This window comes from Wolbachia endosymbiont (group B) of Episyrphus balteatus, assembly GCF_947250575.1.
GTDB lineage: Bacteria > Pseudomonadota > Alphaproteobacteria > Rickettsiales > Anaplasmataceae > Wolbachia.
This window is the reverse complement of the sequence record NZ_OX366325.1, coordinates 103,332-130,170: the sequence shown is the minus strand read 5'-3', so window position 1 is coordinate 130,170 and position 26,839 is coordinate 103,332. Positions and strand designations below refer to the sequence as shown.

Annotated in this window: 21 protein-coding genes and 2 pseudogenes; 6 read left to right on the top strand and 17 right to left on the bottom strand. The window is 34.7% G+C overall.

The genetic code is table 11. The features are described from left to right. Positions 1–116: 116 nt before the first annotated feature. The 7 genes from OOL05_RS00650 to OOL05_RS00625 all read right to left on the bottom strand — a co-directional run bounded on the left by OOL05_RS00650 (position 117) and on the right by OOL05_RS00625 (position 11,122). Complete coding sequence (locus OOL05_RS00650; RefSeq protein ID WP_264730404.1) at positions 117–1,199, bottom strand: hypothetical protein; 1,083 nt, start codon at positions 1,197–1,199, stop codon at positions 117–119. Next, a complete protein-coding gene (locus OOL05_RS00645; RefSeq protein ID WP_264730402.1) occupies positions 1,174–2,076 on the bottom strand; it encodes an ankyrin repeat domain-containing protein in 903 nt (300 codons plus the stop codon). Before OOL05_RS00645 ends, OOL05_RS00650 begins: the two co-directional genes overlap by 26 nt. Positions 2,077–2,224: 148 nt before the next feature. Beyond that, positions 2,225–3,664, bottom strand: a complete 1,440-nt coding sequence (locus OOL05_RS00640; protein WP_230609244.1) for a hypothetical protein — start codon at positions 3,662–3,664, stop codon at positions 2,225–2,227. Between the two features lie 1,368 nt (positions 3,665–5,032). Then, entirely contained in the window at positions 5,033–7,000 is a 1,968-nt protein-coding gene (locus OOL05_RS06710) for a C48 family peptidase (protein ID WP_319803658.1), read from the bottom strand. Positions 7,001–7,048: 48 nt separating this feature from the next. Beyond that, positions 7,049–8,557, bottom strand: coding sequence for a hypothetical protein (locus tag OOL05_RS06705; protein WP_319803657.1), 1,509 nt, complete (start codon positions 8,555–8,557; stop codon positions 7,049–7,051). A 53-nt stretch (positions 8,558–8,610) separates the two neighbouring features. Continuing rightward, a complete protein-coding gene (locus tag OOL05_RS00630; RefSeq protein WP_019236549.1) occupies positions 8,611–10,086 on the bottom strand; it encodes a hypothetical protein in 1,476 nt (491 codons plus the stop codon). A 115-nt stretch (positions 10,087–10,201) separates the two neighbouring features. Then, complete coding sequence (locus OOL05_RS00625; RefSeq protein WP_264730400.1) at positions 10,202–11,122, bottom strand: Rpn family recombination-promoting nuclease/putative transposase; 921 nt, start codon at positions 11,120–11,122, stop codon at positions 10,202–10,204. A gap of 120 nt (positions 11,123–11,242) precedes the next feature. Between OOL05_RS00625 and wmk (OOL05_RS00620) the strand changes: the two genes are divergently transcribed. The 5 genes from wmk (OOL05_RS00620) to wmk (OOL05_RS00600) all read left to right on the top strand — a co-directional run bounded on the left by wmk (OOL05_RS00620) (position 11,243) and on the right by wmk (OOL05_RS00600) (position 16,163). After that, on the top strand, positions 11,243–12,154 hold the full coding sequence (wmk, locus tag OOL05_RS00620; protein WP_264336145.1) for a WO male-killing family protein Wmk: 912 nt from the start codon (positions 11,243–11,245) through the stop codon (positions 12,152–12,154). Positions 12,155–12,324: 170 nt separating this feature from the next. Beyond that, positions 12,325–12,981: a JAB domain-containing protein gene (locus tag OOL05_RS00615; protein ID WP_250119964.1), complete on the top strand. Its 657-nt coding sequence runs from the start codon at positions 12,325–12,327 to the stop codon at positions 12,979–12,981. 106 nt (positions 12,982–13,087) lie between these two features. Further along, a complete protein-coding gene (locus tag OOL05_RS00610; protein ID WP_264730398.1) occupies positions 13,088–14,230 on the top strand; it encodes a hypothetical protein in 1,143 nt (380 codons plus the stop codon). A 96-nt stretch (positions 14,231–14,326) separates the two neighbouring features. Next, entirely contained in the window at positions 14,327–15,235 is a 909-nt protein-coding gene (gene wmk, locus OOL05_RS00605; RefSeq protein WP_264730397.1) for a WO male-killing family protein Wmk, read from the top strand. Between the two features lie 25 nt (positions 15,236–15,260). Beyond that, the gene (gene wmk / locus OOL05_RS00600; RefSeq protein WP_264730395.1) at positions 15,261–16,163 is read left to right on the top strand and encodes a WO male-killing family protein Wmk; all 903 of its coding nucleotides are present in this window, start codon (positions 15,261–15,263) and stop codon (positions 16,161–16,163) included. A gap of 54 nt (positions 16,164–16,217) precedes the next feature. On the opposite strand, the pseudogene OOL05_RS00595 reads toward wmk (OOL05_RS00600), so the two are convergent. Continuing rightward, a pseudogene (locus OOL05_RS00595) lies at positions 16,218–16,556 on the bottom strand (patatin-like phospholipase family protein); the annotation flags it as partial. Between the two features lie 221 nt (positions 16,557–16,777). Here OOL05_RS00595 and OOL05_RS00590 point away from each other — a divergent pair. Then, a complete protein-coding gene (locus OOL05_RS00590; RefSeq protein ID WP_070357039.1) occupies positions 16,778–17,800 on the top strand; it encodes an IS110 family RNA-guided transposase in 1,023 nt (340 codons plus the stop codon). 185 nt (positions 17,801–17,985) lie between these two features. Here OOL05_RS00590 and OOL05_RS00585 read toward each other — a convergent pair whose 3' ends face one another. The 9 genes and pseudogenes from OOL05_RS00585 to OOL05_RS00545 form a co-directional block, all read right to left on the bottom strand. Continuing rightward, positions 17,986–18,246 (bottom strand): head-tail joining protein, encoded by a 261-nt coding sequence (locus OOL05_RS00585; protein WP_264730393.1) that lies wholly within the window; start codon positions 18,244–18,246, stop codon positions 17,986–17,988. A gap of 83 nt (positions 18,247–18,329) precedes the next feature. Next, positions 18,330–19,334 carry a major capsid protein gene (locus tag OOL05_RS00580; RefSeq protein WP_007548999.1) on the bottom strand — a complete coding sequence of 335 codons (1,005 nt, stop codon included), beginning with the start codon at positions 19,332–19,334 and terminating at the stop codon, positions 18,330–18,332. 25 nt (positions 19,335–19,359) lie between these two features. Then, entirely contained in the window at positions 19,360–19,731 is a 372-nt protein-coding gene (locus OOL05_RS00575) for a head decoration protein (protein WP_007549003.1), read from the bottom strand. A 67-nt stretch (positions 19,732–19,798) separates the two neighbouring features. Beyond that, positions 19,799–20,836, bottom strand: a complete 1,038-nt coding sequence (locus OOL05_RS00570; protein WP_141457038.1) for a S49 family peptidase — start codon at positions 20,834–20,836, stop codon at positions 19,799–19,801. Beyond that, positions 20,833–22,254: a phage portal protein gene (locus OOL05_RS00565; RefSeq protein WP_007549005.1), complete on the bottom strand. Its 1,422-nt coding sequence runs from the start codon at positions 22,252–22,254 to the stop codon at positions 20,833–20,835. Before OOL05_RS00565 ends, OOL05_RS00570 begins: the two co-directional genes overlap by 4 nt. Further along, complete coding sequence (locus OOL05_RS00560) at positions 22,254–23,285, bottom strand: PDDEXK nuclease domain-containing protein (RefSeq protein ID WP_039963965.1); 1,032 nt, start codon at positions 23,283–23,285, stop codon at positions 22,254–22,256. The genes OOL05_RS00565 and OOL05_RS00560 overlap by 1 nt, the downstream gene beginning before the upstream one ends. A 26-nt stretch (positions 23,286–23,311) precedes the next feature. Beyond that, a complete protein-coding gene (locus OOL05_RS00555; RefSeq protein ID WP_007549008.1) occupies positions 23,312–23,536 on the bottom strand; it encodes a gpW family head-tail joining protein in 225 nt (74 codons plus the stop codon). Position 23,537: 1 nt separating this feature from the next. Next, entirely contained in the window at positions 23,538–25,370 is a 1,833-nt protein-coding gene (locus OOL05_RS00550; RefSeq protein WP_264730389.1) for a phage terminase large subunit family protein, read from the bottom strand. Continuing rightward, a pseudogene (locus tag OOL05_RS00545) lies at positions 25,370–26,825 on the bottom strand (ankyrin repeat domain-containing protein). The gene OOL05_RS00550 and the pseudogene OOL05_RS00545 overlap by 1 nt, the downstream one beginning before the upstream one ends. Positions 26,826–26,839 lie beyond the last annotated feature (14 nt).

Here is a 26,839-nt window from a genome sequence, read left to right as displayed (position 1 = left end):
CCTCATTTTGTAGCCAGCTTAAAAACAATATAAAAGAGTATTCTTAGAAGACATTGGTACAATTTCCTTAATCTATAAATTATAGTAGTTTGTATTTAAATAATAATCTTCAACTTTTATGGCAAACTAGCAATTTTTCCCCTAGAATCAGAAGCCCTTCTTAGCTCTTCACGTCCTACCCATGAATCTTTGTTCTTGTTAGACTCGCTTATTACTTCAGGACGCATTAATCCACCAGATCTAGCAAAAACACCTCGATCTATAGCTTCAATAACCGATAAACCTCCCAATAAGCAATTTTGCCCTATTTCTTCATGACTTGCTATTTCTTCAAATAGATCTTCATCGCTCACTTCTACTCTTATCAATTTTTTATTGTTCTCATCAGGATATAATCTAACTTCTAATTCTCCCAAACTAGTATAGAAAGTTAATACTATACTGCTGCCTTCTGTAAGATCTGTATAATTCCTTATGCCGTTTTCAGTTTTAATTTCTACTTCACTTTTACCGATCTTTACTATATTTCTTCCACAGTTTACCTCTCCATCGGTTAGACCTAAACCCCTTACCCCATCTGTTATCTTTATAATGTCTATTTTACTATCTTTAGAATATTCTAAGTAAAAAACGGAGTTGTCTACTCTTGCATCTTTTAGCTCTCTATTGGTTGCACTTTTTGCGATTTCAATAAACTTATGAGAATTGCTAATATAATCTCTATAAGCTTTTTTTAGGTTAGTTTTATGCTCTTTAAATTCTGATGTCAGTGTGTTAGCATCAACTGTATTACCAAACACTGCCCCTTTTGATACTAATTGACATATTATATTACTAGCAACTTTAGGATTTTTTTCTAATTCACTGATTTTTTTCATCACATAATCGGTAAAAGTGTACTCATTACCTGAAAAGAAATCTTGTGAAAGAGAATAGTTTAATCGTACACCAGACTTTATAGCATCGTTTACAATCTTTTCAAGTTCAGCCATATTTTGAGCTTGAAATACCTTATCAGAAAACCTATTTAACTTCTCCTTTTGATTTGAAGTTAAATTAACGAGTAATTTACTGACCTGTCCTTTCTTTTGCTGACGATAAATAATATTTTTATCATAATCTAATGCTCCTGCTTCTAGAAATATTTTTCTTAACTCTTGAGCAAGATCTTCATTATCCCAAGCAAAACCGATCAACATACGAAAACACTTTTGATTCACCCATTCCTTGCCGAATATTTAGCACTACTTTTAGGTCTGAGTCTCTTTTATGCTTACTTAAAAACTCCTTTAAATTTTTAGTGCAGTCTGAATCTAGTACAAGTAAGTCATACAATTCCTTATTCATCTTTTTCTGTTTATCAGTTAAAAATAATTCTTCAATATCATAGCAGAGGTTATTAGTTGCTATTCGTTGTGGAGTTTTGCCCTTTCTACTTGTTATATTAGGGTTAGCTCCTTTCAGGAGAAGAGAGTTTGCATTATCGTAATGACCTTTAGCAGCAGCAAGGTATAGTGGTGTTTTTCCTTTATTATCTTGTATGTTAGGATCTGCGCCTGCTTCTAAGAGTAAATCTATAGCCTGATTTCCTGTGCGACGAAATCCACCAATCTTTGCTCCTGCAATCGCATGCAATACTGTTGATTGAGATTCTCCTCTTCTTAGGTTAAGAATTACTTTTAAATCTTTATTGTTTCTATTATCATGTAAAAATTCTTCAAGGGGCTCAGTATTATCAAATGAACCACAGTTAGAAGTTAAACATTTTAGAGCACTAAGTAACTTTTTGTTTAAATTTTTTTGACTTGGCGTAAGATCGTGATCTAGAGCAAACCAAACACAAATCTGTTCACTTAATCCAAGTTTGCTATCTATCAAAGATGATGGTTCATTATAGTTTCTAACTGATGGTAAGTCTCCTGAGTACCACATATCATTCATCAGCTCATTTAATAAATGCTCTTTAGATGATAAATGTTCTATAATTGATTCATATTCGAAATCATATAGTTCTGATTTGGATTTTGGTTTTAGTAAATTGATGATAGATTTTACTATCCCAGTAAACTCACCCATACTTATCCCTCTAAGCTAAGATATATGATACATTGTATGCGATATGTAACATTAAGTCAATAACCATAATCTTTTTACTACTCACGTCGTTTGTTAAGTTTTTATGGTGAGTAATATAAGATCTTTAGACAATCAAGCAGTTTAGCATTTACCCTACAGTACGGCTTGTTGTCTGTTTTGAATTTGTTACTATCTCACACCAACTATTTTTTTTCTTTTCATTAGATAAGGTAATTTTTTCAGAAGATTGACGTAGTGTTTCATGTTTTTCAAAATATCCTCGTTTAATCGCATCATGTACTGAATATCCACCAAGTAAGCAATTTTCTCCTATTTCTTCCTTATCTTTTAATTGATCAAGTTTCTTCTTGTCATCGTCACTTATCTTTACTTCAATTTTATTGTTGTCTTTATCACTAGAACGTAGATGAATACTAATCTTTCCTACTTCAGTAGTAAAAGACATTTCAATGCCACCTTCTAAAACGTCTGTATAATTTCTTTTTCCTCCTACATTTTCAACTCTTACTATACTCTTTCCAACATGAAATATATGATGTCTAAAACTTAAATCTTTTACTTTTGGATTATTTATAACTTTTGCAACCTCAACAGTGCTATCTTGCGAATATTTTACATAAAAATATCCATTATCCATTTCTACGTGTAAAGCTTTGCCTTGGGCACTACTGTTTATAATACCTTCATCTGCTACACTTTTTAGCTTGTTATCGATTTCTTCACGTTCTGCAAAAATCTCATAACTGAACCCATAAGTTGCATACAATAACTTATCATCATAAAAGGAACTGCATTTTACTCTTCCACCTTTTAATAGTAAATTACTCATGATATTGCGTATAATACCTATATTTTTATCATCTGATACACCCTCGTAGGCAGGAATATCTCTTATTCCCTTAGAAACTAAACTTGTTATAGTCTCACTATCGTCTGATAAACTCTCATAAGGTGGTAATCCCTTATGCTGTCGTATTCTATCAGGGATATTTCTTATTTCCTTAAAAATTAAACTTGTTATAGTATACTTATCATCGTTATATTTTGAATTGAGTCTTATCCCTTTTTGCAAATATTTATTTGTTATGCACTCTATACGCTCTAAAGCAGTGTTTGTAAAATTTTCATGCTTATCCCTATAACCTTGATCATTTTTTGTTACTACATCTTTTAACTCTTTACGAAATTCATCAATTAGACTTCTCTCACTTTCAGTCAGTAGTAGATCTAACTTAATTAAAGCAGAGTCTCTTGGACTAATAGGGTAATTTTTCCAATATAAATCACTATCATCAGTTTCACTCTGATACGACAATGTATGTTTTACACATGTGTCAACAGCCTCCCTAGTTTCATGTCTCTGATCAAGGTCATAACATTCCGAACGATTACTTATTCCTTGAACAAACAAACTATAATCATCTAAATCTGTTATGTCATCTTCAGGCGTTGGTCCCTCATTGCTATTACACTCAATTTTTGAATGCCATGGCTCAGTATTTAATTCCTCTCCTAGCTTTTGTTCACTGATAGATTCTACAACATATTTTACTGACTCTGTATCCATACTACCTCCTAGCCTAGATATAGAATATATTATGTACAATATATAATATTGGTCAAGCTAATTTCAACACAATCTTTTTACTACTCATATTTTTGTTAAGTTTTTATGGTGAGTAACAATGGAGTATGTAGATAGGTTAAAAGTTGCTTATGACTGCAAATTTGAGCTAATTTTACTATAGATTAAAATAGTTAAGACCTATATTTGATATCACTATTATTAAGAGCGTGATGGATTATGCTTTAAAGGAGTACGGAAACTGCTGAAGTTTTTACAGCAAACCTGTATGGAGCAACTTCAGCAGAATAAACAAACACATGCCAGTATTAGTAGAGAATTATTTATAAGTCAATTAACTTTTTCAAAAAATATTTTAGTGAAGATACCATGCTAGCTAGTGTTATAAACAATTCAATTGTTTACTCCTTCAAAAAAGATCGTATATTTTTGAGAACAAGTTGCGTAAAAATAAGGTTATAAAAATAGAAGATTTAAATTATTTCCATAAGCTTAGGCAAAACAGTTCGTATGTATATATGGATAAAATGGGCTAATATGGCTAGTTTTAGCGTATAGCAAAGTCAGAATACAAAAAAGTTCGTATGTATCGCGCGGTAGTCCAATCCATACCAAAAAAACTTGTTCTCACCGCACTTGGTTTTGAGCGCTGAAAATGGTTGATTTACTTGAGATATTAATAATATAGTTTACTGAATTAATAGTAATTCATTTGAGAATAAAAAGAAAAATTTATGATAATTTTACATTTCAAATCGATATTGTTCTTTTTATAAAAAATATTCCTATACTGCGCAAGGTCAAGTTTTAACCACATCAATTTTTCTTTCAAATTAAATCTTATCTTTTACAATGGGTCTTACGTTTAAATTATTTGATACCCAAAATTAAGGAAGCCATTTTAAACGGCACACAACCTCAGCATCTAAAACTAGCTGATTTGAAGGAAATATCACTCTCATGAGAGGAGCAAATGAAGGTGCTTTACGGACAAGAGTCTTAATAATAGTCTTCTATATTATTGTTAATAAACACCACCATAAAATATCTTACTATTACCCACAAATAAAAACATAGTATTGTATTTACTCAAATAATTTAATTTTATTAACCTGAAAGCTTATTGGATTAAAATTATTAAACTAAGAGTTATAATTTTAGCAACTAAAAGCTGTAAATTGCACCATATAAACAGTTATTTCAAGCAAAAGTTATGCCATTAAGAGCTACGCAACAAACATTTATATTTGTGGGTAATAGTAAGATAAAATATGCAGAAACAACCTAGAAGACCGATTACAACCAATGCGTAAATATAGAGTAAAGAAAACTTCATCCACCTATTAACTTCTACCTACTACCTCTACTATTGCTATGGTTATAAACTCTACTCACTCCATCAATTTTATCTAATGCAGACTGCGGGTTACCAAAATCAATTGATATCACTCTTTCTCCGCCTAATTGTAATGCTCCTCCACCTCCACGCTGTGGGTATTGGAGTCCTAAAAATTGTAATAGTAATGGATCAATTTCATGTTGAATTCCTGGATGATCTTGAATCAGTCTACCCCTAGGAGAAGATAGAGGATCATTTTGGAATAATTGTGAAATATTTCTTCTCCGATTTTTAAAGTATTGTTCATTTCTTTGAGATTGTCTAGTGTCATTTCCAATGCCTACACTAAGAAGACCACGTATATAACCTATAATACCCTCACCTTTCTCTCCAAAGTTATTATTTCCCTGTAAAGCTTGATCAATAGCTTGGTTAATATCCCTAGCATTTTCGTATACCCATATGCCACAATTATGGCCATCTGTTTGCTGATGAACGGAAACATTATGGACATTATCATCGTTAATATCACATTCTCTTAAAGCTCCTCGAATATTATTGTCAATACCACTATCTGGACCAAGTGAATCAGCATAATACCCATAATAATTTCCATTTTGGTGTACAATAACTAATGTAACCCAATGACGATTACCTACATTAATAATAGCAATTAATCTATCTTTTTCACCCGAATCTACTTTTTGTTTAAAGTTAGCTATGTGACTACTTAATAAGCCCCTACCTGTTGGATCATTTTGATTTCCATCGACTCCTACTGAAGTTATTGTAAAATCATGACGATTATTAGTTGGATTAGATCGATCATCATAGAAAGTATATTGTTGTGCAGCGAAAAACATGTCATGAGTTTGTAGCCAATAACGATAATTTTGATTATCTGTTGCAAAGTCTAGTGCAAGTAGATCATGCACATCTTCTATCTCACGAGCGTTGTTTCTACGAAGGATAGCATTTATTTGTTGTAATATTCCTTGTGCTGTAGGAGTACCACCTCCCCTTATTCTTGACTTTAATGTTTCTATTACCTGTGCTCTAGTACCTTGCAAGTAACTAAACGGAACATGTAGATTGTCGCCTATATCAAGCAAAAAAATCGAATTTTGTCCTGGTGCTTTTTCTTCGTAAAAACGCCTAAAGTTTTCACGAGTCTGATCTGATAATAGACCTTCTGGTGGATTCTCATCAATAACACTTTCAGGTCCCACTAATCCTCCTGGTCTTGAACCGCGAACATGACGATCAAGCTTGTGTACATACTCTTCTCTTCCTATCCCTTCTGGGAAAAGTATAAGATTACCTGCTTCGCGTGCATCTCTATTAAACACAATAGGAAACAAAACCACCTCATTTCCAGAAGTAATAGGTATAAATCCTCTGTGTTGTTTCTTAAGTCTTCCGATTTCTTGTCTCGCATCATTTTGCTGTTGTCCTACTTCTTCTGCATTATTAGCAAGTCTTAACACATATCCAATTGGGTGAGTATCTAGGTCATTCTCTCTAGGTTGTCTTAATAATAAAAGATCTAATCTCTGTTCTGTAATTCTTGTGAGTATTACCCTTTCTCCTTCTTCTTCCTGCCCCCTTTTTAAACTATATGTTTGACCAACTTTATACATAGCAAGCACTTTATAAGGATTATCACTAGCATAAAATGTACCATGTAGTATAGAACGGAACTTATCCTCACTATTAACATTTATTGTATCCACAAGCGGCATCAATGCTCCAGAGATCTCTTGAAATAATCCTCTATGCTGAGCTATATTTTTCCAGCCATCATTCACAACTTGATTTAAAGTATTATGTACATTTTCAGTATTGGGCACTTGTACAAGATCACCAGCAAGAAAATTATTTGCATTATTATTTTGGTAATCGTGATATAAACCAAGGTCATTTGGTAGATCAATATCTAGTTCAAGTTGATTATTAAGTGTGCATGAAACTTCCCACACATGAACATCATTTCCATTAACATTAAGAGTCTGTAAATTGATGGCTCCTTATTGTTGCGCATCGTGAGCTCTAATATGAAGTATAACTATATCAGAACCTTCAGCATGAAAGACCATAGTTAAACATCTTAAACCCTCATCACCATGTCTAAATATGTACTTTGTTATAGGTGCTTCGTCTTCCTCTTCTAGTTCTAAAGGGTGCCTATCAAAAGCACTACTTCCAAAAGCAAAGCCAGTTATGCAATCAAATATTCTATTATAATTCTCTGCATTTCTTGGTATTTCAGCAGGAAGATGGTGAAGCAAGAAATCTCTAACATTTTCTCTAATGCCTTCATTCTCCAAACACTCAAATAATCTTTGTACTAAAGGAAATCTATCCTGTTGAAGTTCTACTGTATCAACACTAAAAGGATCTAGATCTAAATTAAAATTTAATCCAACACAGACAGTATTTCTTGATTCAGTATGGATAGGTATAAATGAAGAAGTGTGTAACCTTCCAGCGTAGCCTATGGCACAGTTTAATGTAACATCTGACGGTGTGTCAAATATAGCAAGATTAATAACAATAGGAATATTTTCTCTTTCTGCTTGATGACGTACAAGAAATGCAACATGTGTGTTTCTAGGAGATAAATCAAGATCGATGCCTATTGTGTAGCGATGACTAAAATTTGCTAAGAAACCTAATAAAAACCCGTGACCCTCAAATCTTTGATTGCGATTTTCAATATTATTTTCCAGTACTTGTCTGTAATTATTATAGATGTCAGTTATGTATGGCAAAATTTCTCTGCGTATTCTATCTCTTACATCTTGTCTTCTATCACTCGCTAGCATTTCCATAAAATTATCAATTCCTTGTTGACCCTGTGCTACTTGCGCAAAATTGACCAACCTACCAAGTTGTCTACGCTGATTTTGATTGAGTTGTCTTCCTTCTATTTCCTTAATTGTTAGTCTGTGATCTCCTAAGAGCCGTCTAATAAGATTGATTTCAGATGCTGAATATTTGGCAAATTTATCCCTACCTTGACGATCTTTTTCACGAATTACCTCGAATACCGTTGCAATTGCCTCTCCCTGACTCTTGCCCTTTCCGTGCATGCATACTTTGTATTGCTCAAAATTTAGGTCTTCTTCCCTTAAATTTGGATTTTGCCGTCTAATCTCTTGTACTAGAGCATTTCTCTCCCTTGTACTGAACCTCAACCCATCACTATTAGGACGATCAGAAATACTGTAGCATCTGACAACTTGCTGTCCGTCACGATAAACAGCAACTTTTAGGTTTGCCGTATTTCGATTTTCACCATTACGTGGATTAACACCATGGTTATCAAAACGAAAATAGACTCTCTCATTTGCATTTAAGATATTAGCATCATGTGCAGTAGAAAACATACTAAAAAAGAATACAGGAAGGAAACGACCTGCACTTACATGATACAAGAAAGATGGACATTGATCTAAAAAAGATTCAAATCCTTGTCTGAATCCTTCAAGATCTCCATCCACCAAACTCCTAATAAGTCCATCACCATTACTCATACAAAATACCCCTTATTTACTACGACCAGAAACACCAAGAGTTCATAAGTGGATTACTTATTACCACTAAGCGTAAAGACGCTTTTTTTCTTATAAGAAGAAACACCACTTACACTAGGAGTTCCAAGCTCAGACTGCGGACTATCATCAACTGGCAAAGTTGTTTTCTTACTACCATGAGCTTTAGATCGTGATCGCAAATTACTGCAAGGACCATCACCTACAGGACCAGGTGGTAAAATTGTTTTCTCTAACTCAGAGAATAATTCTTCTGCAAACAGACCGTAATCTACATTTACTCTTTTACCTTCCCTACCGCATAATCTAAGGTCTCTTATTATTAGTTTTTTAAAGAGCTCAAACTTTTCAGGAAAGCAATCTTTGGCAAATGACATCATATCTAATATTTCTTTTTTCTCTATTTCTTTTTCTTCATCAGTCTTATAAATGTCTTCTCGTCTCCAATTGACTATTAACTCTGCAAATACACCACTTGTAGGAACTGTATAATTAGAAGTATTAACAGCAGCTTTTCTGTATTGATACAAGCTACCACATTCCCAAAATTCCATAATAAGAGATCTAGCTTGAACATTTGATTCAGGATTTTTCAACATCACATCTGAAAGAGAGGAAAGAAAAAGCTCATAGTCTCGCTGTGAGAATATTTTGTCCGAACAGTCTCCTCTTGCTGAAACTTCTTTATAACACCAGCACTGTACCAAATCATGAACCGTATCAAAAAAACATGACTCTATTAATTCAGCAAAAAGGGAATATACTCCTTTATCTTTCTGTGATAATTTCTGTAAAAGAGTATCTTTATCGACTATCTTATTTACACAAAAATCTAAAATAGGGGCGTCTTTCTCAACAGATTGAACGCGAGAAAGAGCAAGAATAGCTTCTGTGAGCTTCTTTTCCTTATCTTCTTCTTTTAAATGATTATAAAAATACTCTACCCCTTCACTCCACTTAAGTTTTACAGCACTGTCAAAACCTTCTACTGCATCATACTTCTTTAATTCCCCAGATTCTCTATCGATCCAGAAATCAAATACAGGACCTTTCCTCTTTATGCTATCTAGTAACGAGTTTCGTACGTATTTGCCAAATTCAGTTTCAGTTTTACCATCAAATGCACCAGGAGGAAACTTGTTCCTATAAGATTCAAATCTTTTTTGAAAGAGAGGATGAATTTTATCCACTACACAGTAACTACAAGCCATCTCATATTTGCGAAGTGGATTATCTATTCCACCTATTTTTTCTTCAGTAAACCTTTGACCTAAAGCAGCATTATCCAACCTTACACCTGACCAGCAACCTTCATCTTGAAATACATTGTGCAAAAACTTCAACTTATCACCCTTAAAGTATTTTATGTGCTCCATAAAGTTATCTTGAAGGACTCCCACCCATCTCTTGATAGCTGACTTCCTCCCGGCAACAACTGCTGGATCTGGATGTTTAATAGCTTCCTGTAATTTTTTGGACATCGTAGCCCGAAGCTCTTTCTGTGTTGGCATTATCCCCCCTATTAAGTATTAACAGTGTCATGTAAAAAAGGCATTATACAGAAATTAGAATGGATTGCAATATTAAAATTACCAGAATAGAGGGTTTAATAAAAAAACGTTATGGCTAAAACTTCTTTTCTTGAATTTTCTCAATATAATCAACAGAAAGACCAGTAGTTTGAGTTATAATGTCAATAGAAACTCCTGCTTTAAGTAGATTCTTTGCAACCTCAATTTTCTCTGCTTTTCTGCCTTTTTCATGGCCGATTTGGATGCCTTCTTGTCTACCTTCTTGTCTACCTTTTTGAGTGGCATCATCGAGTTTTTGAGCGAGGACAGCCTGTTCATCACGAATACGCTTTATCTCTTGTTCATAGGCTATAAATTCTTTTTCTGACCAGTTGAACCTATTTAATTCTTCATACGCTCTTTTAATTATTAGATCACTTCCTATTATTCTCTCTAGCTCTTCTTCACTAGTTTCATCTGCATATCTAAAGAAGTAGACCCATTTTTCAACTATACTTGAAAGCTGATCTTCTTTTGTTTTTGGAAATTTAGGCAACTCAATAAATATAAAGTAAAAATCTTTTAGATCACGTTCATTAGTATCTTCATCGCGAATAGTATGCTTTGATTTGTACTCAGACTTATCAGGAAATAAAATACAATCTGCTATAGCAATAAAGATAATTTCCTTAAGGTCCTGGTATTGATCACCTTTATCGGCTTGTCTTGAATAGGCTTTAGCAGCATAGTATTGGGCACGTTTCTCGAAGCCTTTGGTTTTAGCGACCTGCATTTCAATAATCCATTGCACCCCCGTGGAATCTCTACATAATACATCAACAATGCTTTGCTTTTTAGAGGCAATATCAGGGTCTTGAATAGTACTTAAAAACTCTATATCCTTTATTTCATTTTTGCCAGTAAAACCCAGAATATCATTGAGAAAGTGAATGAGGATGTCTTTATTCTTTTCAGAGCCAAAGATACGGCGAAATGCGACATCATTCTTGGGATCCAGAAACTTCGAGAGAGCCATAGCAAGAGTACCTAAAAAGCATTAATAATTATACACAATTCTGAAGAAATATTCAACTAAAATGCAAACATAGAAGTTTTTGTATATCTTTGTTTGGTAGTATTAACATGTATAATATTTATGGCAAACATCTCAATAAGGTATCAGATAGCACAAAAAGTAAGGAACTGGAGGTTAAAGCGAGGATATACTCAAAAAGATTTAGCGAAGAAAGTCAGTGTAACGTATCAAGTAGTACTACAATATGAAAAAGGAACACGTAAAATTTCGATTGAAAAGTTGTATGCTATAGCAGAGATATTGTCGATTGGTATTGTAGACCTAATTCCTGTATCAAATGAAAAAATCTGTTTTGAAGATAAGGGAGAGGAAATATTAAATCTAGTAAGAAAATATAAAACGATTAATGATCAAGAGTTGCGCAAGGTGTTTTACTTGCTAACAAAATTTACCCGAGTTGGTGAGAAAAGTAGTAAAAAAGCAGAGAAAGTAAAAATTGCAAAGGGCCTGGTTAAAGCAGGGATTTCTGTTGATATTGTTTCACAAGCAATTGGCCTCTCTGCTGATGAATGTGTTGAAGAAAAAATAGGTTCTATATACTGCAAAATAGGAAAGAAGATAAAAGAATGGAGACTAGTGCGGGAATATACTCAGAAGGATTTAGCAAAGAAAATGAGTACAACACGTGACGAAATAAGCAATTATGAGCAAGGAAGAGTTGCTGTTCCACTTGATAAATTATATGCAATAGCAGAAACATTATCGATTAGTATTACAGATCTTCTAATAGAGGAAGGTAGTAAAGTAGAAAATGAATTACCGAATTTAATTGAAGAATACAAAAAGATTGAAAGCCAAGAACTACGTAATGTACTAATAAAATCTATGTTTAAAAGCATACAAATTTGTGAGGAGAAAATTAGAGAAGAAGAAAGAATCAAAATTGCAAAGAACTTAGTTAAAAAAGGAATTTCTACCGATATTATTTTGCAAATAACAGGCCTCTCTTTAGGCGAAATTCAACAAATTTAAGTAAAAAAATCAGTATCTATTAACATCTTTACTTTTTAATGAAAAAATAAGTAAAAAAGATTGAAAAATTGATTTGACTTCACTCGGAAGCTATGGCTCTATGCCAATGCTGATAAAAAAACAGCAGTAAATATTTAAAAAAAGTTTGTTGTTAGTGAAGGGTAAATTATATGAATAAAAGTAAAGAAGAAATAGAATTCAGAATATTAGAAAGCAAAGGCAAAGCACTACTTGATCGTGAAATAATGGAAACGTTTCTAAGTGCAGTACATGAAAGGCCGCAAGCTCAAGAAATTGCTAAAAATCTGGTGAATACTTATACGGGAGTAGGAAGGATTTTAGGCCGAGAAATGGATGACCTGAAAGTCATAGAAGGAGTAACTGATTCTTCAATAGCAATGATTATGTGCGTTAAGGAAACACTAGAAAGGGTACTGAGAGAAAAGCTCAAGGGAGAACCAATCATGGACTTACAAGGGCTAGTAGAATACTTGAACGTAAGTATAGGTCATGCAGAGAGGGAATGTGTAAAAATACTGTACTTGAATAAAAGGCGCCAACTAATCGGAGAAGAACTCTATATTGGTGAAATGGAAAAAGCACCGGTGTACATAAAGGAAATTATAAGAAAAGCATTAATAAAGAATGCAACATTAGTAATAATGTCACACAACCATCCTGGGGGACGCTTAGAACCTTCAGAAGAAGATCAAGCAGTAACAAAGAGCTTGGCAGCAGCGTGTAGTACTGTAAGCGTTAGATTGTTTGATCACATTGTTATCACAAGTGCAGGCTATTTTAGCTTTCGAGAAAACGGATTGTTATAGCAGAAAGTATTTGCAAATCTGCTCACTATAATTTATAATGAGTAATATAATGTATAATAACAAAGTTTATTGTACACTTAAAAAGTATTTTTAATATGAGGTTTATATGACTAGTAAAGATCAGAATAAAAAGACTAATGTTAATCACAAGAAAATATTTGGTGCTCTTGAAAGCGTTGATATAGAGCAGTCTAAATTTGTGAGTAAAATTAATAGCCAGAAGGAGATAAAACTGGAAGATACAATGCCTTTCCCTAGCAGAAACGTTCGCGAAAACAAAATCAACTATGGAAAAGGACTTGATTATATATATGGCACAAAACCTGTAAGTGATCAAGAAGATAAAAATCCATTTGCCTCAGCTTTGCAAAAAATAAAGCCAAATACAGAGAAGCTGAGCTGGTTTAAGAGTTCTATAGTAGAGGCAAAAAACGTAAATGAATTGCACAAAGTTATAGACAAAGTACTAGCTTCTGGAGCAAGGCTAAATGCATGTAATGATGGAGAATGGAGCTTCGCGGAATATGTGATACTGGGCACACATTTTCATAAATTTGATAAGGCTGATCGTAAAAAGCTAATACGTAAATTAATGCTAAGTGGTGCAGAGTTTCATGATACTCTACTGCAGAATAAACTGATAGGTGAAATCTATAATGAGCTACAGCCAGAAGTTCAGCCACAGATAGATAGGCAGCTAGAAGAACTAGAGAAGGCTAGCGAAAGTGCTGTGCAAGAAGGAGAATTAATAGATATCGAGATAGACAATGCAACATTATATATAGAATTTTCTGAGGACAGTAAAGTAGAGGTTGCAAAAATACTGAGAGAGTTAGGAAGTAATATTTTAAAAATTGGCAATGATGCAGTTGAGGTTAAAAGTGAGAAGGGAGGTATAAGAAACTATACCGATATTTCAGATGGCAGCTCTGTCATGTTAGAATTTCCTACAAGCATTGGTAAGCTAAATATTGTATTGTACCAGGACGTAAAAAACTGCAGTCAGGTACAAGTAAAAGTAGCGGATAAGGAAATGTGGGCTGAATTACAAAAAATAGGAGAAGAAATTGGAAAAAATTGCCTCTTTGGGGGAGTGAAGCTTAAGGAAGTGGTAGAAAGAGGTAATTTTACTAGATGTGGCATATGGAATGAAAAGTATGCTATAAAAGAGATTAGCAATGATGAAGTATTGTCTCCGTGGGTAAATAGGATACGTGAAGGTAGTAAAGAAACTTTTAGAAAACTTTAATGTGTCTATAGTCACCTTTAAGGTTCCAGAGGTTTTTTCTTACCGTTATATCTGGAGCCTTAACAAAATTGAGCTATAGTAGAAAATATTATACGCATGGTTGTTTTCGTGGAAAAAAGTCTAGACTGTGAAGTAGGGGAAAAAGTAAAAAGTTGGAGGTTAGAGCGAGGGTATACTCAAAAGGATTTAGCGGAGAAAATTGGTGTAAAGTACTGGGTAATACTACAATATGAAAAAGGGAACCGTAAAATTTCAATTGAAAGGTTATATGCTATAACTGAGGCACTATCAATCAGTATTACTGATCTCATTCCTGTGTCAAAAAGCTGTCTTGAAGATGAGGGAGAGGAAATATTAAATCTAGTAAGAGAATATAAAAGGATTAACGATCAGGAGTTACGTAGAATGTTTTGTTTGCTAACCAAATTTGTCCAAGTTAGTGAGAAAAGTAGTAGAAAATCGGAAAAAATAAAAATTGCAAAGGGTCTGGTTAAAGCAGGAATTTCTGTTGATATTGTTTCACAAATAATTGGCCTCTCTGCTGATGAATGTGTTGAAGAAAAAGTTGGTTCTATATACTGCCAAATAGGAAAGAAGATAAAAGAATGGAGGCTAGTGAGAGAGTATACTCAAAAAGATTTAGGAGAGAAAATGAATACAACACGTGACGAAATAAGCAACTATGAACAAGGAAGGACTGCTGTTCCACTTGATAAATTATATGAAATGGCAGAAGCATTATCGATTAATATTACGGATCTACTAATAGAGGAAGGGAGTAAAGTGAAAAATGAGCTACCTGATTTGATTAAAGAATACAAAGAAATTGAGAGCCAAGAACTACGTAATGCATTAATAAAATCTTTGTTTGAAGGGATGCATATTTGCGAAGAAAAAGTGAGGAAAGCGGAAAGGATCAAAGTTGCAAAGGATTTAGTAAAAGGGGGAATTTCTATTGATATTATTTTGCAAATAGTTGGTTTATCCGCTGATCAAATTGCATGAAAATTTATTTCTAAGTAAGGTATATATGTTTGTTTCTGTAAGAGATGTTAGTTCTATACACTACAAAATAGGGCAAAAAATAGAAGATTGTAGATTAATGCAAAGGTGTACTCAAGCAGAGTTAGCAAGTAAAATCGGATTAGCATATAAAGAAGTAACCAATTATGAAAATGGGTATATTCCTATTCCGATTGAAATACTATATGTAATAGCAAGAGTACTGTCAGTTAATGTTGTAGATCTATTACCTAAACCAATAACAGTAAGAGAGTATGAAGATGAAGACGAAGAAATATTCTATCTAACGAAAATATATGAGAATCAAAAGTTAGGCAAAATAGTACCTTCATTAGTCAGGTTTGTTCATATTAGCGAGAAAATCAATCAAGAGGAGGCAAGATTAGAGGTAGCAAAAAATCTAGTAAAAGAAGGAGTTTCAGTTGACATAATTTCCCAAGCAACCGGCTTATCTATTTACGAGTATGATAATACAGAGAAAGAAGTCTGCACTGATTCTATATACTACAGAGTAGGGCAAAGAATAAGAGAATGGAGGTTGATGAGGAGATATACTCAAAAAGATTTGGCGGATAAAGTTGATTTAACGCTCAAGGAAATACACGACTATGAAAAAGGATGTACTGCCATCTCATTTGATAAATTATATGAAATATCAGATGCATTATCAGTGAATATTAAAGTTCTGCTACCTAAAACAAGAGAAAGCAAAAAGCCATTGAATTTAATGGATGAGTACGGAGAACAAGAATCATTAGTCAAATCTCTATCTGAAAATATGAAAAGTGGCAAGGAAAAAGTTAAAAAAACAGAAAGGATCAAGGTTGCAAAAAATCTAGCAAAGGCAGGTGTTGCTATTGATATTATTGTGCGAGCAAGTGGCCTAACTGCTGATGAGTGTGAAAATTGAATTGTGTTAAAGACGGTACTGAGAAACAATATATTAAGATATAAGTAAAGATAGTTATATATTTAATATTTCTATACAGAATTTTTCTATCACTTTCTGATTGTCCTCTATCATTGCCTTTGCCTCTTGCTGAAGAGATTTGATATTTTTTGATGTAATATTATCCATGTCGGGTGATGCTATTTTTAATTGCGATTGTATACGTATATATTTATCAGCTATAACTTGATCAAGTTGGTAATTTACTGCATCTAAACTTGAGGCAAACATCACATGTAGTAGTGGTTTTATCCAGCCTATTTTTCCAAATCTCTTTGAATTGGCTATGCTTCTATCTGTTCTTCCAGTACCTATCGATAACAGTAGAATATCATCATTTGGAAATAACCTCTTTGTATCTTGTCAAAAGCATCTGATGTTTTAAGCTTAAGCATTAGGTGGAGAAGGGAAGAACTTTGAATATCTCCTTAGATATAAAATCTGTGTGGTAGACAAGAGTTCCCTTCTCAAAAGTATAGGCTGAACGGTATCGTAGAAAGACCTAAATGGTTATAATTCTGTATCCACAAGGTTAGCCTTACTTTTCATTTTAATAGTAACGTATGGAGTTATATATGATCAACAACTTTTTGGGTATAGACATATCAAAAGATCGCTTTGATGTTTCTCTTTCATTCATAAGCAACAAAGGAAAACGTGAAACCAGGAAAAGGAGTTTCAAGAATAATGATCATGGGTTTCAAGGTTTACTGAGCTTTCTACAAAAGCATAATGTAGAACAAGTAAAAGCCTGCATGGAAGCTACTGGTTGTTATAGTGAAGCCTTAGCTGAATTTCTACACAATACTGGACATTTTGTGAGTGTTGTTAATCCAGCTTGTATAAGATTTTATGCAAAAAGTAAGCTTATACGACAAAAGAATGATCAGACTGATGCAGAGATAATTGCCGATTATTGCCAAAGACAGGAACCTATTCGTTGGGCACCACCTTCTCCTGAGTTAAAGAAATTAAAGCATCTTTATCGTTGCTCGGCTGCGTTAAAAGATGAATTGACATTAGTAAATAACCACTTAGAAAAAAAAGAGAGACTGCCTAAAGAAGTTGCAAATGCTTGGGAAGACCTTGCAATGAACATAAAACAAAAAATAGAAAGAATAAAAAACTCCTTACGTGAACTATTAAATAAACACAAAGAATTGTTGGAAAATTTTCAACTTCTATTGACCATTCCAGGAATAGGAGAAGAATCAGCAGTAGCTATTTTGGCTGAAGTTCCTAACATAAAAGCTTTCAAGGATGCCAGGCAATTGGCAGCATATGCTGGAGCTATACCACGAAATATAACGTCAGGTACGTCTGTACATGCCAAGCCCAGATTAAGTAAATCCGGTTCACGAACATTATGTAAGGCAATGTACTTTCCTGCCATAGTAGCTAAGAATCATAATCCTACTATTATGACTTTTTGCAAAAGGTTAAAAGAGAAAGGCAAGCATAACATGGCCATTGTGGGAGCTGCAATGCGTAAGTTACTCCATATTGTTTTTGGTGTTTTAAGGTCAAAGAAGGCTTTTGATCCAGATCATATCAAAAACTACAGAGCTAGGAGTTTGGCTGAAAGTTTAGTGCTTTAAAATCAAAAAACGCTCCAATTATGTAAAATAGTATCTTACACAAATTTTGTAACTGGTTAGTGAATATGTTGATAAGTAAATTAATTTTATACGTACAAAAAAGCGGAAATTTACTTATCAACATATTCACTAACTATAATCTGTGTACCGTTACACAAAATGTGAATTGGAAGTATTTTTTAATTTTATGATACAGCTTGAACAATTTTTGTAATTTTTTTGTTGACTTGCAAGACGGTATCTACCATTGGCCTCAGTACATCAAAAATGCTTACCTCAAGAAAAAGCATCTCTCCCACAAATTGTCCTTCACCAATCTCGTATAATTTATCTGGCTGTTGCTTTAATACCTGTACCATATATGACTTATCCTTTGATTTATAACAAGCCACTTCTCCTAAATGGGCAAAACAATCTTTAAATAATCTCTTAATATTCTCTTGCACATTTCTCCGCTATATACTAACATTTATATGCTAAGAAGAGGTAAAGCATTCTTCTGCCTCACACCGCTTTATATTTGCTCTACCTATGTTGCAACAATCTTGATTAATGTTGCTGGACGGTGGCACATTGGCAGAGGATTTGACTGCGTATGTAAATCGGTCCCTCTATCAAATCTTCTTGGCCCTTGTTTTGCATATAGTGGCTGCCCAAGAGTATTTACTGTCTCATTAAAATCTGCTGGTGCAAAATATGTTGTAAATGTACTTGCTGTTCCTAGTGGAAAACAGTGACCTGTATCTCTTTCTATAAATCTTCTCACGGTTCCTTCAGGATCAGTTGCTTGCCCTCTATATTCCTCAAATGTGATTCCACAGAACGTAAATCCTGACCTCATATCATTCCTTAGCGCTGCTCCTTCTTGCCATCTTTCATATGCTTCTTTTACTTTAGCATGAGAAGTGAGTGCATCAAAAAACTCAGGGCTTACCAGTGCATGAATCCCGGTCATATATTCACCACTTAAGTTGTCTTCAATATGCCGCAATACTTCCAGACACTTACGTTTTACATCAGTTGTTGCTGTTCCCAGGGCAAAATTTACTACTTTTGGTGTTATTTCAAATTCGTTGTACAGATTTAATAATTCTGACCCATCAGCATCTAAAATTATTCCTTTGAGCGCTCCCATTCGCAAATGCTCTAATGTTATTGCATGTTTGTTTCTCATTAGCTGCAAATGATCAGTTATTACATCTGCAAGCGCTTTAAGTTCACTCTCTGATCCAAATGCCCTTATTCCTTGTACTTCTTCTGGCAGCACTACATCATCATGCGGAATGTGCGGAATCGTAAATGTTCTTACCTTTCTTTTTCCTCTTTTTCCTACTGTTGCTGGTGCTCCGGGTACTTGCGTTGGTAGTAAACTTAACACTCCGTTGTGTTCTTCTATCGTAATATGTCTAAATCTTACTGACCTACTTGGAAACAAATTTAAATTTTCAACACGTCCATAATTTATCGGCAATATATTCATCGCATTTGTTAGTGCCGTCATGCTAAATGCTGTATTTGTAAATGGATTTTGCATTCTTTTTTCCCCTTATTAATTTTAGTTAAACTCCCTTGCGGATAATGATCCCTCGTCCTTCAAGTTGCTTTATTACTTCAGCTTTTTGCTCTTCAGTGATATTTGCTGGCCACACCACTGCATGATCTGCTAGTATTGCAACACGAGTAACAATTACCGCTTTAGTATTTTCTATTGCATTTACATCACTTACTATTACACCTATCGCTGTTTGTGTGCCATCTGTTCCAGCGGGATTAAGTACTCTAATAAGACCATCTTCCGTCTTTTTGGCAACTACTGCACCAAGCTTAATATTTTGTCCCTTGGCTACTGTTATCTGATCTCTTGAATATAGACTTGACACCTCATACTTTAATAAGTCACCCAGATTATTTTGTTCGCTTATACAACTCATAAATTTCTCTCCTTAACTGATTACCGCCGCTTTTATCAATGCTATATACGGCGGTTATAAAAATACTTTAACTCCTACGACTTTTCGCTACCTGCATCATCAATTCTTCTCCTGAATTCTGTGGTACTGCACTCAGTATCTCTGTCTTCTTCGTTCTTTCTGCAAGTAATTCCATTAAAACCTCCCTTGCTTGCTCAACACTTACGCTTTGCTCAATAAATTCTCCTATCTTTTCTGGCATCTTCGATATATTACATAATCGTATTAATTCAAGAACTTCAGTACGATACTTGGTTAAATTATCAGTTTCTAGGTCATTTGTAGTTTGTTCATTCATAGTAATACTCCTGTTTTTATTAATAGATGAAAGAATTGTCATTCCATCTGCAAGACCCATCTCTATTGCTTTCTCGCCAAAATATAGCCCTGCTTCAGTATTTTTTATTGCCTCTACAGAGAGGCTTCTATTCCGCGCTATTAGCTCAACCAGCATTCCATATAAACGATTCACTTCGCTTTTTAGATTTTCTAAACTCTCAGAAGTTATTGGCTCATGTGGATTTAAATCATTTTTTCTACTTCCAGCAAATACTGTAGTATATTTTATCCCCTGTTTTTCATCAAACCCACTTTGATCTATATGACTTGCGATTACCCCTATACTCCCAACTCCTGAAGTGCGGGTGAGAAAAATCTTTTCAGCACTAGAAGCAATTGCATACGCAGCAGAATACGCATCGTCATTTGCTATTGCAATAATTCTCTTTTTTGCTCTTGATTCATAAATAAAATCAGCAAGGTCAAACACTCCATTTACTTCTCCTCCTGGGCTATCTATATCAAGTAGAATCGTCTCTATGCTTTTATCTTCTAAAGCGCTCTCTATCTCTTCATGAATTTTTTCATATGATGTCATACCCAGTAAACCATCAAAAGTTTCTGACTTTTTTGTCAAGATTCCATGTATCGGTATTATTCCTCTTTCACTATTTCTTACTGCATGTTTTATATTTTTAAAGATAGGCTGCTTTCCTGCTTGTAGTGACAGTAATTCAAAACTCCTTGGTTCTACCATTACACATCTGTTTAGCCATTGTTGTTTCATAGTACCTCTTGATTGGCCGTAACGTCAGAATCAAAACTTAAGCCCAGTTCACTTGCACGTCTTTGATCTTCTGCTATTTCTTGGTCAATTTCTTCTACATCGTAACCCATTTCTGATACTACTTCCGATCGACTCTTAAATCCATTTCTTACTGCCATTTGCTGTGCTTGCTGATCTTTTAGCGGATCGACCCAATCAAATCCCTGTGGTATCCATTTTACTTCTTTTTTTGCTCCTTCTTTTCCCTTTGTCCATTCTTCACCTATGTCTAGCTCTCCAGAAAGTAGTGCTAACTCTAACCACCTATCCCATACAGGACGGCAAAACTGAAATACCATAATGTTATGCTGTAACATCGTGCACCTCCTGCGAAACTCTATCAATCCTGCTCGAATGGATGAATAATTAACGCCTGTTAAATCTCCTGTTAGCTGTTCATATGTTATCCCTGTACCAATCGCTATTGCCCTGAGTTGCTGTCTTATAAACGCTTCATAACTTCCTCCAACATCTGACGGTTCTGAAAATTTTATGTCTTCTCCTGGGTCTAAAAGCTGCATTGTTCCTGGCTCTAAACCTGATAGTGCCACTCCTTGCTCATTACTTTCACTTTCTCCCATGATATTTGCTTCTGGATCGAGTCTCGTAATAAATCCAGCAAACATTGCTGCAGTTTTCTTTCTCACCAGCTCTGCATCATCATATTGATCAAGCTCATAAAGCTTCAGCAGTATATTAGAAAGCCAAGGCTCCCCTCTAATTTGCCCAGGTCTTAGTGGTCTATAAATATGTAAAACATCGTTTGCTGGTACTCTCACTGATTCTCCAAATGAGCCTTCGCCTGGATGTTCTCTAAATAAGTAATATGCCTCTCTTTGCCCAAGTCTATTGAACTCAATGCCGTTTCTTATTACATTACCATTGGCTAGTTTTTGATTACTTTTACTATCTAAATGCTCTGATTCCAGTACTTGCAGTTGTAATGGTACATATCCCTCCAGCTTTCTCGTTCTTAAACGTACAAAACATTCTCCTCCCTCTATCATACTTCTGCATACTAGAGCTTGTAATCCGTAAAAATCACTTATCCCATTACTGTCTGCTTCATCTGTCCATTTCAGCCATAATTCTTGTACTTTCTTTCGAAATTCTCCATCTCTTGCTTTTGATTGCGGTTTTATTCCTGTTCCAATAGAGTTACTTACTATTGTATCAATGATATTTGCTGCATATGGATTTTTTCTTACCATATCACGAGAGCGGCTACGTAAAGTTTCAAGGCTTTGAGACAGCAAATTGTTTATACTTCCTAACTCTGGTTGAAAGTGTAAAAATCTTCTTCCTGAGCCTGCTGCATCCCACGCTGAGCTTTTGATTTTTGGCTTGTTAAATAGTTGTTTGAATGACTTAAGTAGCATCACTTTTCCTGATCTGAAACTTTAGATAACTCAGCTTCTAATTCCTCTATCGTTGGTAAAGCTGTCTTTATATTCTCTGGTAGATTCTCGGTTATCCTATATTCCGCAAGGCCTATCGGCTTATTTATGTCACGTAATGCGTACTCGGCTATAACACCAACTTTAGAGCGGTATAGGATAAGACCAATTGATTGATTATCACCTGGCTGTCTTAATAAATCATCAACTGCTGAAAGGTAAAAATTCATCTTCCCAGTATATTCTGGCCTAAATTTACCGGCCTTTAACTCAATTACAACATAGCAACGGAGCTTAATATGGTAAAAAACCAAATCTAAATAGAAATCTCTGTCTCCAACCCGTAAATGGTACTGCCTTCCTAAAAATGCAAACCCTTCACCAAGCTCTAAAAGAAAACGTTCTATGTGAGCTACAAGAGCTTTTTCTATCTCCCTTTCATGCGCTTTTTTACCAAGGCTTAAAAAATCAAATACATAAGGATTTTTGAGCGTTTGCTGTGCTAAATCTGATTGAGGTGATATAAGATTATTCCTAAAGTTTGTTATTGCTTTACCTTCACGTTTATACAAATTTGTCTCTATTTGCATAGACAAGATATTGCGAGACCAGCCGTGTTCACATGATTTTTTAATATACCAAAATCTTTCTTCTTTATTTTTAACTTCGTACATTATTACAATATTGTGTCCCCAAGGTAATTGGTCAACAGCTTGTTGACCAATTTCATTTTCGCTATATTCTTCCGCAAACCTTCTCATATATTTTAGATTCTGAATGCTAAACCCCTTCATATCAGGAAAAGCATCTCTTAAATCACGACTGAGTTGATCAATAATTTTAGCACCCCAACCATGTTCTTTTTGCCGCTTTAAGATCTCTGTGCCAATATGGTGATAAAGCACAATAAGCTTGCTATTTACTGCTAATGCTGCTTTATAACGACTAGTAGCAATCTGCTCTTTCAGCTGCTCTAAAAATTCTGTATATTCTTTTGCTATAACTTTTGTCATAAAATTCCTTTCAACGATTTTTATCATTATATGATCCCTTTACTCGTTGAAAAAACAATTTTCCTCTTTGGCTTCATACCTGCAACTTTTAACTCAGCCTTAATTCGTTGTCTTAAATTCAATAAATCATTTATTTGAACTTCAGCATATCTCACCACATGGTCACCATAAGCAATTGATACTACTCGCTCTCCGCTTTGCAGCTTTTTTATCGCTTCTTCGACTTGAATTAAATACTCTTCGTTGTACATCTTACTTCTCATTCAACCATTTGCTTTGTCTCACTTTTTTAGGTTTTTTGCTTTCTGGCTTTTCACTTAAACTATTCCATTTACTCTCTGGCCAACGATCGATTCCAAGCGCAATAGATGCTGCTCTGGCATAAATTCGGCAATCTAACACTTCATTTCTTTCTCTTACCTTCTGCCACTCTTGTTTGGTATATCCTTTCACTACCTTGCTGACTAATTGCTCTGCCGTTAGCTGTTTAAAATATTCAGGTGCATACTCGGGAAAATGACAATATCCAGGTAGAGCTTTTCCTTCTTCTTCTTTTAAAATATTAAGTAATTGAAAAAGCTCTGACTTTAATATCGATACTCCCACTGGCCATAGCTTTATTCCTCTTTTTAGCTTTTGACCACCAACTGTTATATCTACTCTACTTGGACTGCTAAGTGGTACTAGGGCTTTATTTACACCTTTAACTGCCATTACTCTTCCAGCTCCTTGATGACCTCTTACCCAGTTGTATACTTCTTGCGTTGCATACCCTGCATCAACTGCCATCATACTTATCATATATTCAAGCCCATTTTGACCGATAAAATGATGATTTAAGAGCTCAGAGAGTTTTCCCCATACTTCTCCGCCTCCAGTATCACCTTCAAATACTCGGTAGTCTATTGACCAACTTTCGCGGCTTTTTCCCCATGCTACAACTTCTACTTCTAACCGATCTTTTTGGACATCAACACCTGCAGTAAGTACCACTTCTCTCCTAGGCACTGTGCCTACGGGAAAAAATTCTCTTCGGTTAAATAATTGCTTCCAGTCTGGTACTTCTCCCTTATCTACCCAGGTTTCTCCAAGCGTTGTGTTGATCCAAACTTTCAGTAATTGTTCACTTTCCTTTGCATGCAGAAAATCCTCTACTGCTTGTTGCCAACTATACCACCCAACTGGGCTATAAAGACTTGAAAGGTGAAATCCTATTACTTTGCTATTGTGTACTTGATTTGTAGCTCTCCATTCTCCACGGTCTAGCATCTCTGTCTTTTGATGATTTTCTATTTTGCCGCTACATTCAGTGCAGACATAATGTGCTGTTCTTGAGTCATTATTTTCCCATTTTATTTGTGACCACTTTAATACTTGGTAATAATTACAATGCGGACATGGTACAAAAAAGTATCTCTTATCTGTTGCTTCAAATTCTTTCTCAATTCTGCTTATTCCATGAATCGTTGGTGTTGACACTAAAAAAATCTTTCGATGTGCAAATGTATTAGTACGGGCTATGCTGAGTAAAACTGGATCTCCTTCACCTCCAGAATCTCCTGGATAGGCATCTATCTCATCAAGAAAGAGATACTTTACTGGCATAGATCGGAGGCTTACACTGCTATTTGCTCCAGTTATTACTACTATTCCACCTGGAAACTCCTTACTTTGTACAGTATTGCCTGAATCTCTTGACCTTGGGTCCTTTACTTTACTTTTTAAACATGGTGTACTCTCTATTAACGGTGCAAATCTTCCTTTTGACCAGCGCTTTCCCATTTCAACTGTTGGCTGTACTACTAGCATTGGACCTGGTGTTTGATCGATGATATAGCCTATCCAGTTGTTACCAGCTTCTGTTCCTCCAATCTGTGCTCCTTTCATAAATACTACTTTTTCAGCCTGTGAAGAAGGAGATAGTGAATCCATGATTTCTTTTAAATAAGGAGTTCTTTCTGTTCTCCATTTTCCTGGCTCTGATGCTGCAGTTGGCGCTAAAACTCGATACTCATTCGCCCACTCTGATACTTTAAGCTGGGGATCTGGCCTTAAACCTTCAGAAAAAGATGTAGCGTATATCATTATCTGCATCTACTCATAACTGGTTCTATCTCAACATCATTAACAGTAGAACTACACTCCTCCAGTTCCATAAACATCTTTTTCTGAAATTCGTTTTCTATATATCTTTTGCTCACCTCACTTATCATTATTGCTATAATAAGTGCAAATATCCCTGTTATTGTTGCAAAAATGATTGCATTGCTTATTGTTATTGCTGTTAACCCTATATATACCGCTATTGCTACTGCACTTACTGAGGTAGAAACACAGATCACATTATTGTATTTTCTTACTTTTGCATCTCTACGTTCTATACACCTATAATAAATTGGTACAGATCTGCCTATCTCATCTGGTAATTTGATACTCTTTTCTTTAAATAAAGTTTTTAGCAATTCTAAATTATTTGACTTGATTGCTAAGTGCAAAACAGGTGTATAGTTTGCTCCTTTTTTCAGTAGTAATTTTACTACATGTAAATGTCCTTTTTCCGCAGCAAGGTAAATCGGAGAGTGACCTTTGTTATTTAAGATATTAATATCGATTTCTTCTTTTAAAATTGTATCTACAACTCCTTTCTGTGCAGCTAAATGCAATAGACTATTCTTTTCAGAGCCGTATTTACTACTCATCAAAACCTTCTTTATCTCAGGTCTATTTTCAGCGTAATCAAATGGTGTCTTGCCGCTATCGTCTTTTACCAGAGGGTCTATGTCTTCTCGTGTTAGTAAAACCTCTATTGTTTTCAGTCTTTCAGCGTAATGTAGTGGTGTTTTATTTTCGTAATCTTGTAAATTGACTTGAGCATTAGGCTCCCTTATTAAGCATTTGAGAATATCAAGACATAAGTCTCTTTCATCGTAATTAGTATTACTTACAGCTATATGAACAGGCGACAATTTCATTGAGTTTTGTCCCATGCGTGCACTATTCACATCTGCTCCAAGCTTCAGCAGTAACTTTACTATCTCCAACTTTTTATTATTAACTGCATAGTGCATTGGTGTCTGATTTCGTGCATCAAAGACATCTATTTCAGCTTTTCCTTCTCTTATCAAAATCTTTACAACTTCTGCATGTCCTATCCCTGCTGCTAGATGTAATGGTGTATGATGCAGAGCATTTCGTACATTAACGTCAATACCTTTTCTGATCAAATATCTAACTGCATTAACTTCACCTATCATTGCAGCTAAATGAAGTAAACTATCTTGCTCTGATCCGTATTTGTTATTAATTAGTGCTTGTAATATTTCTGCTTTTTTCCCCTCTTTGGCGTAATCAAGAGATGTTTTACCTTCATTATCTTCCACAAAAGGATTAATATTCTTCTTCGTGAGTAACAAATCCACCATGCTTAATTCATCAAACTCTATAGCGCAATGCAGTGGAGTTTTTCCGTTTAACCCTCTGACATTAACATCTAATCCAGGTTAGACACTTTATTAACTCCAAACTTAAGTTATCAGCCATTTTATATTCAAAAT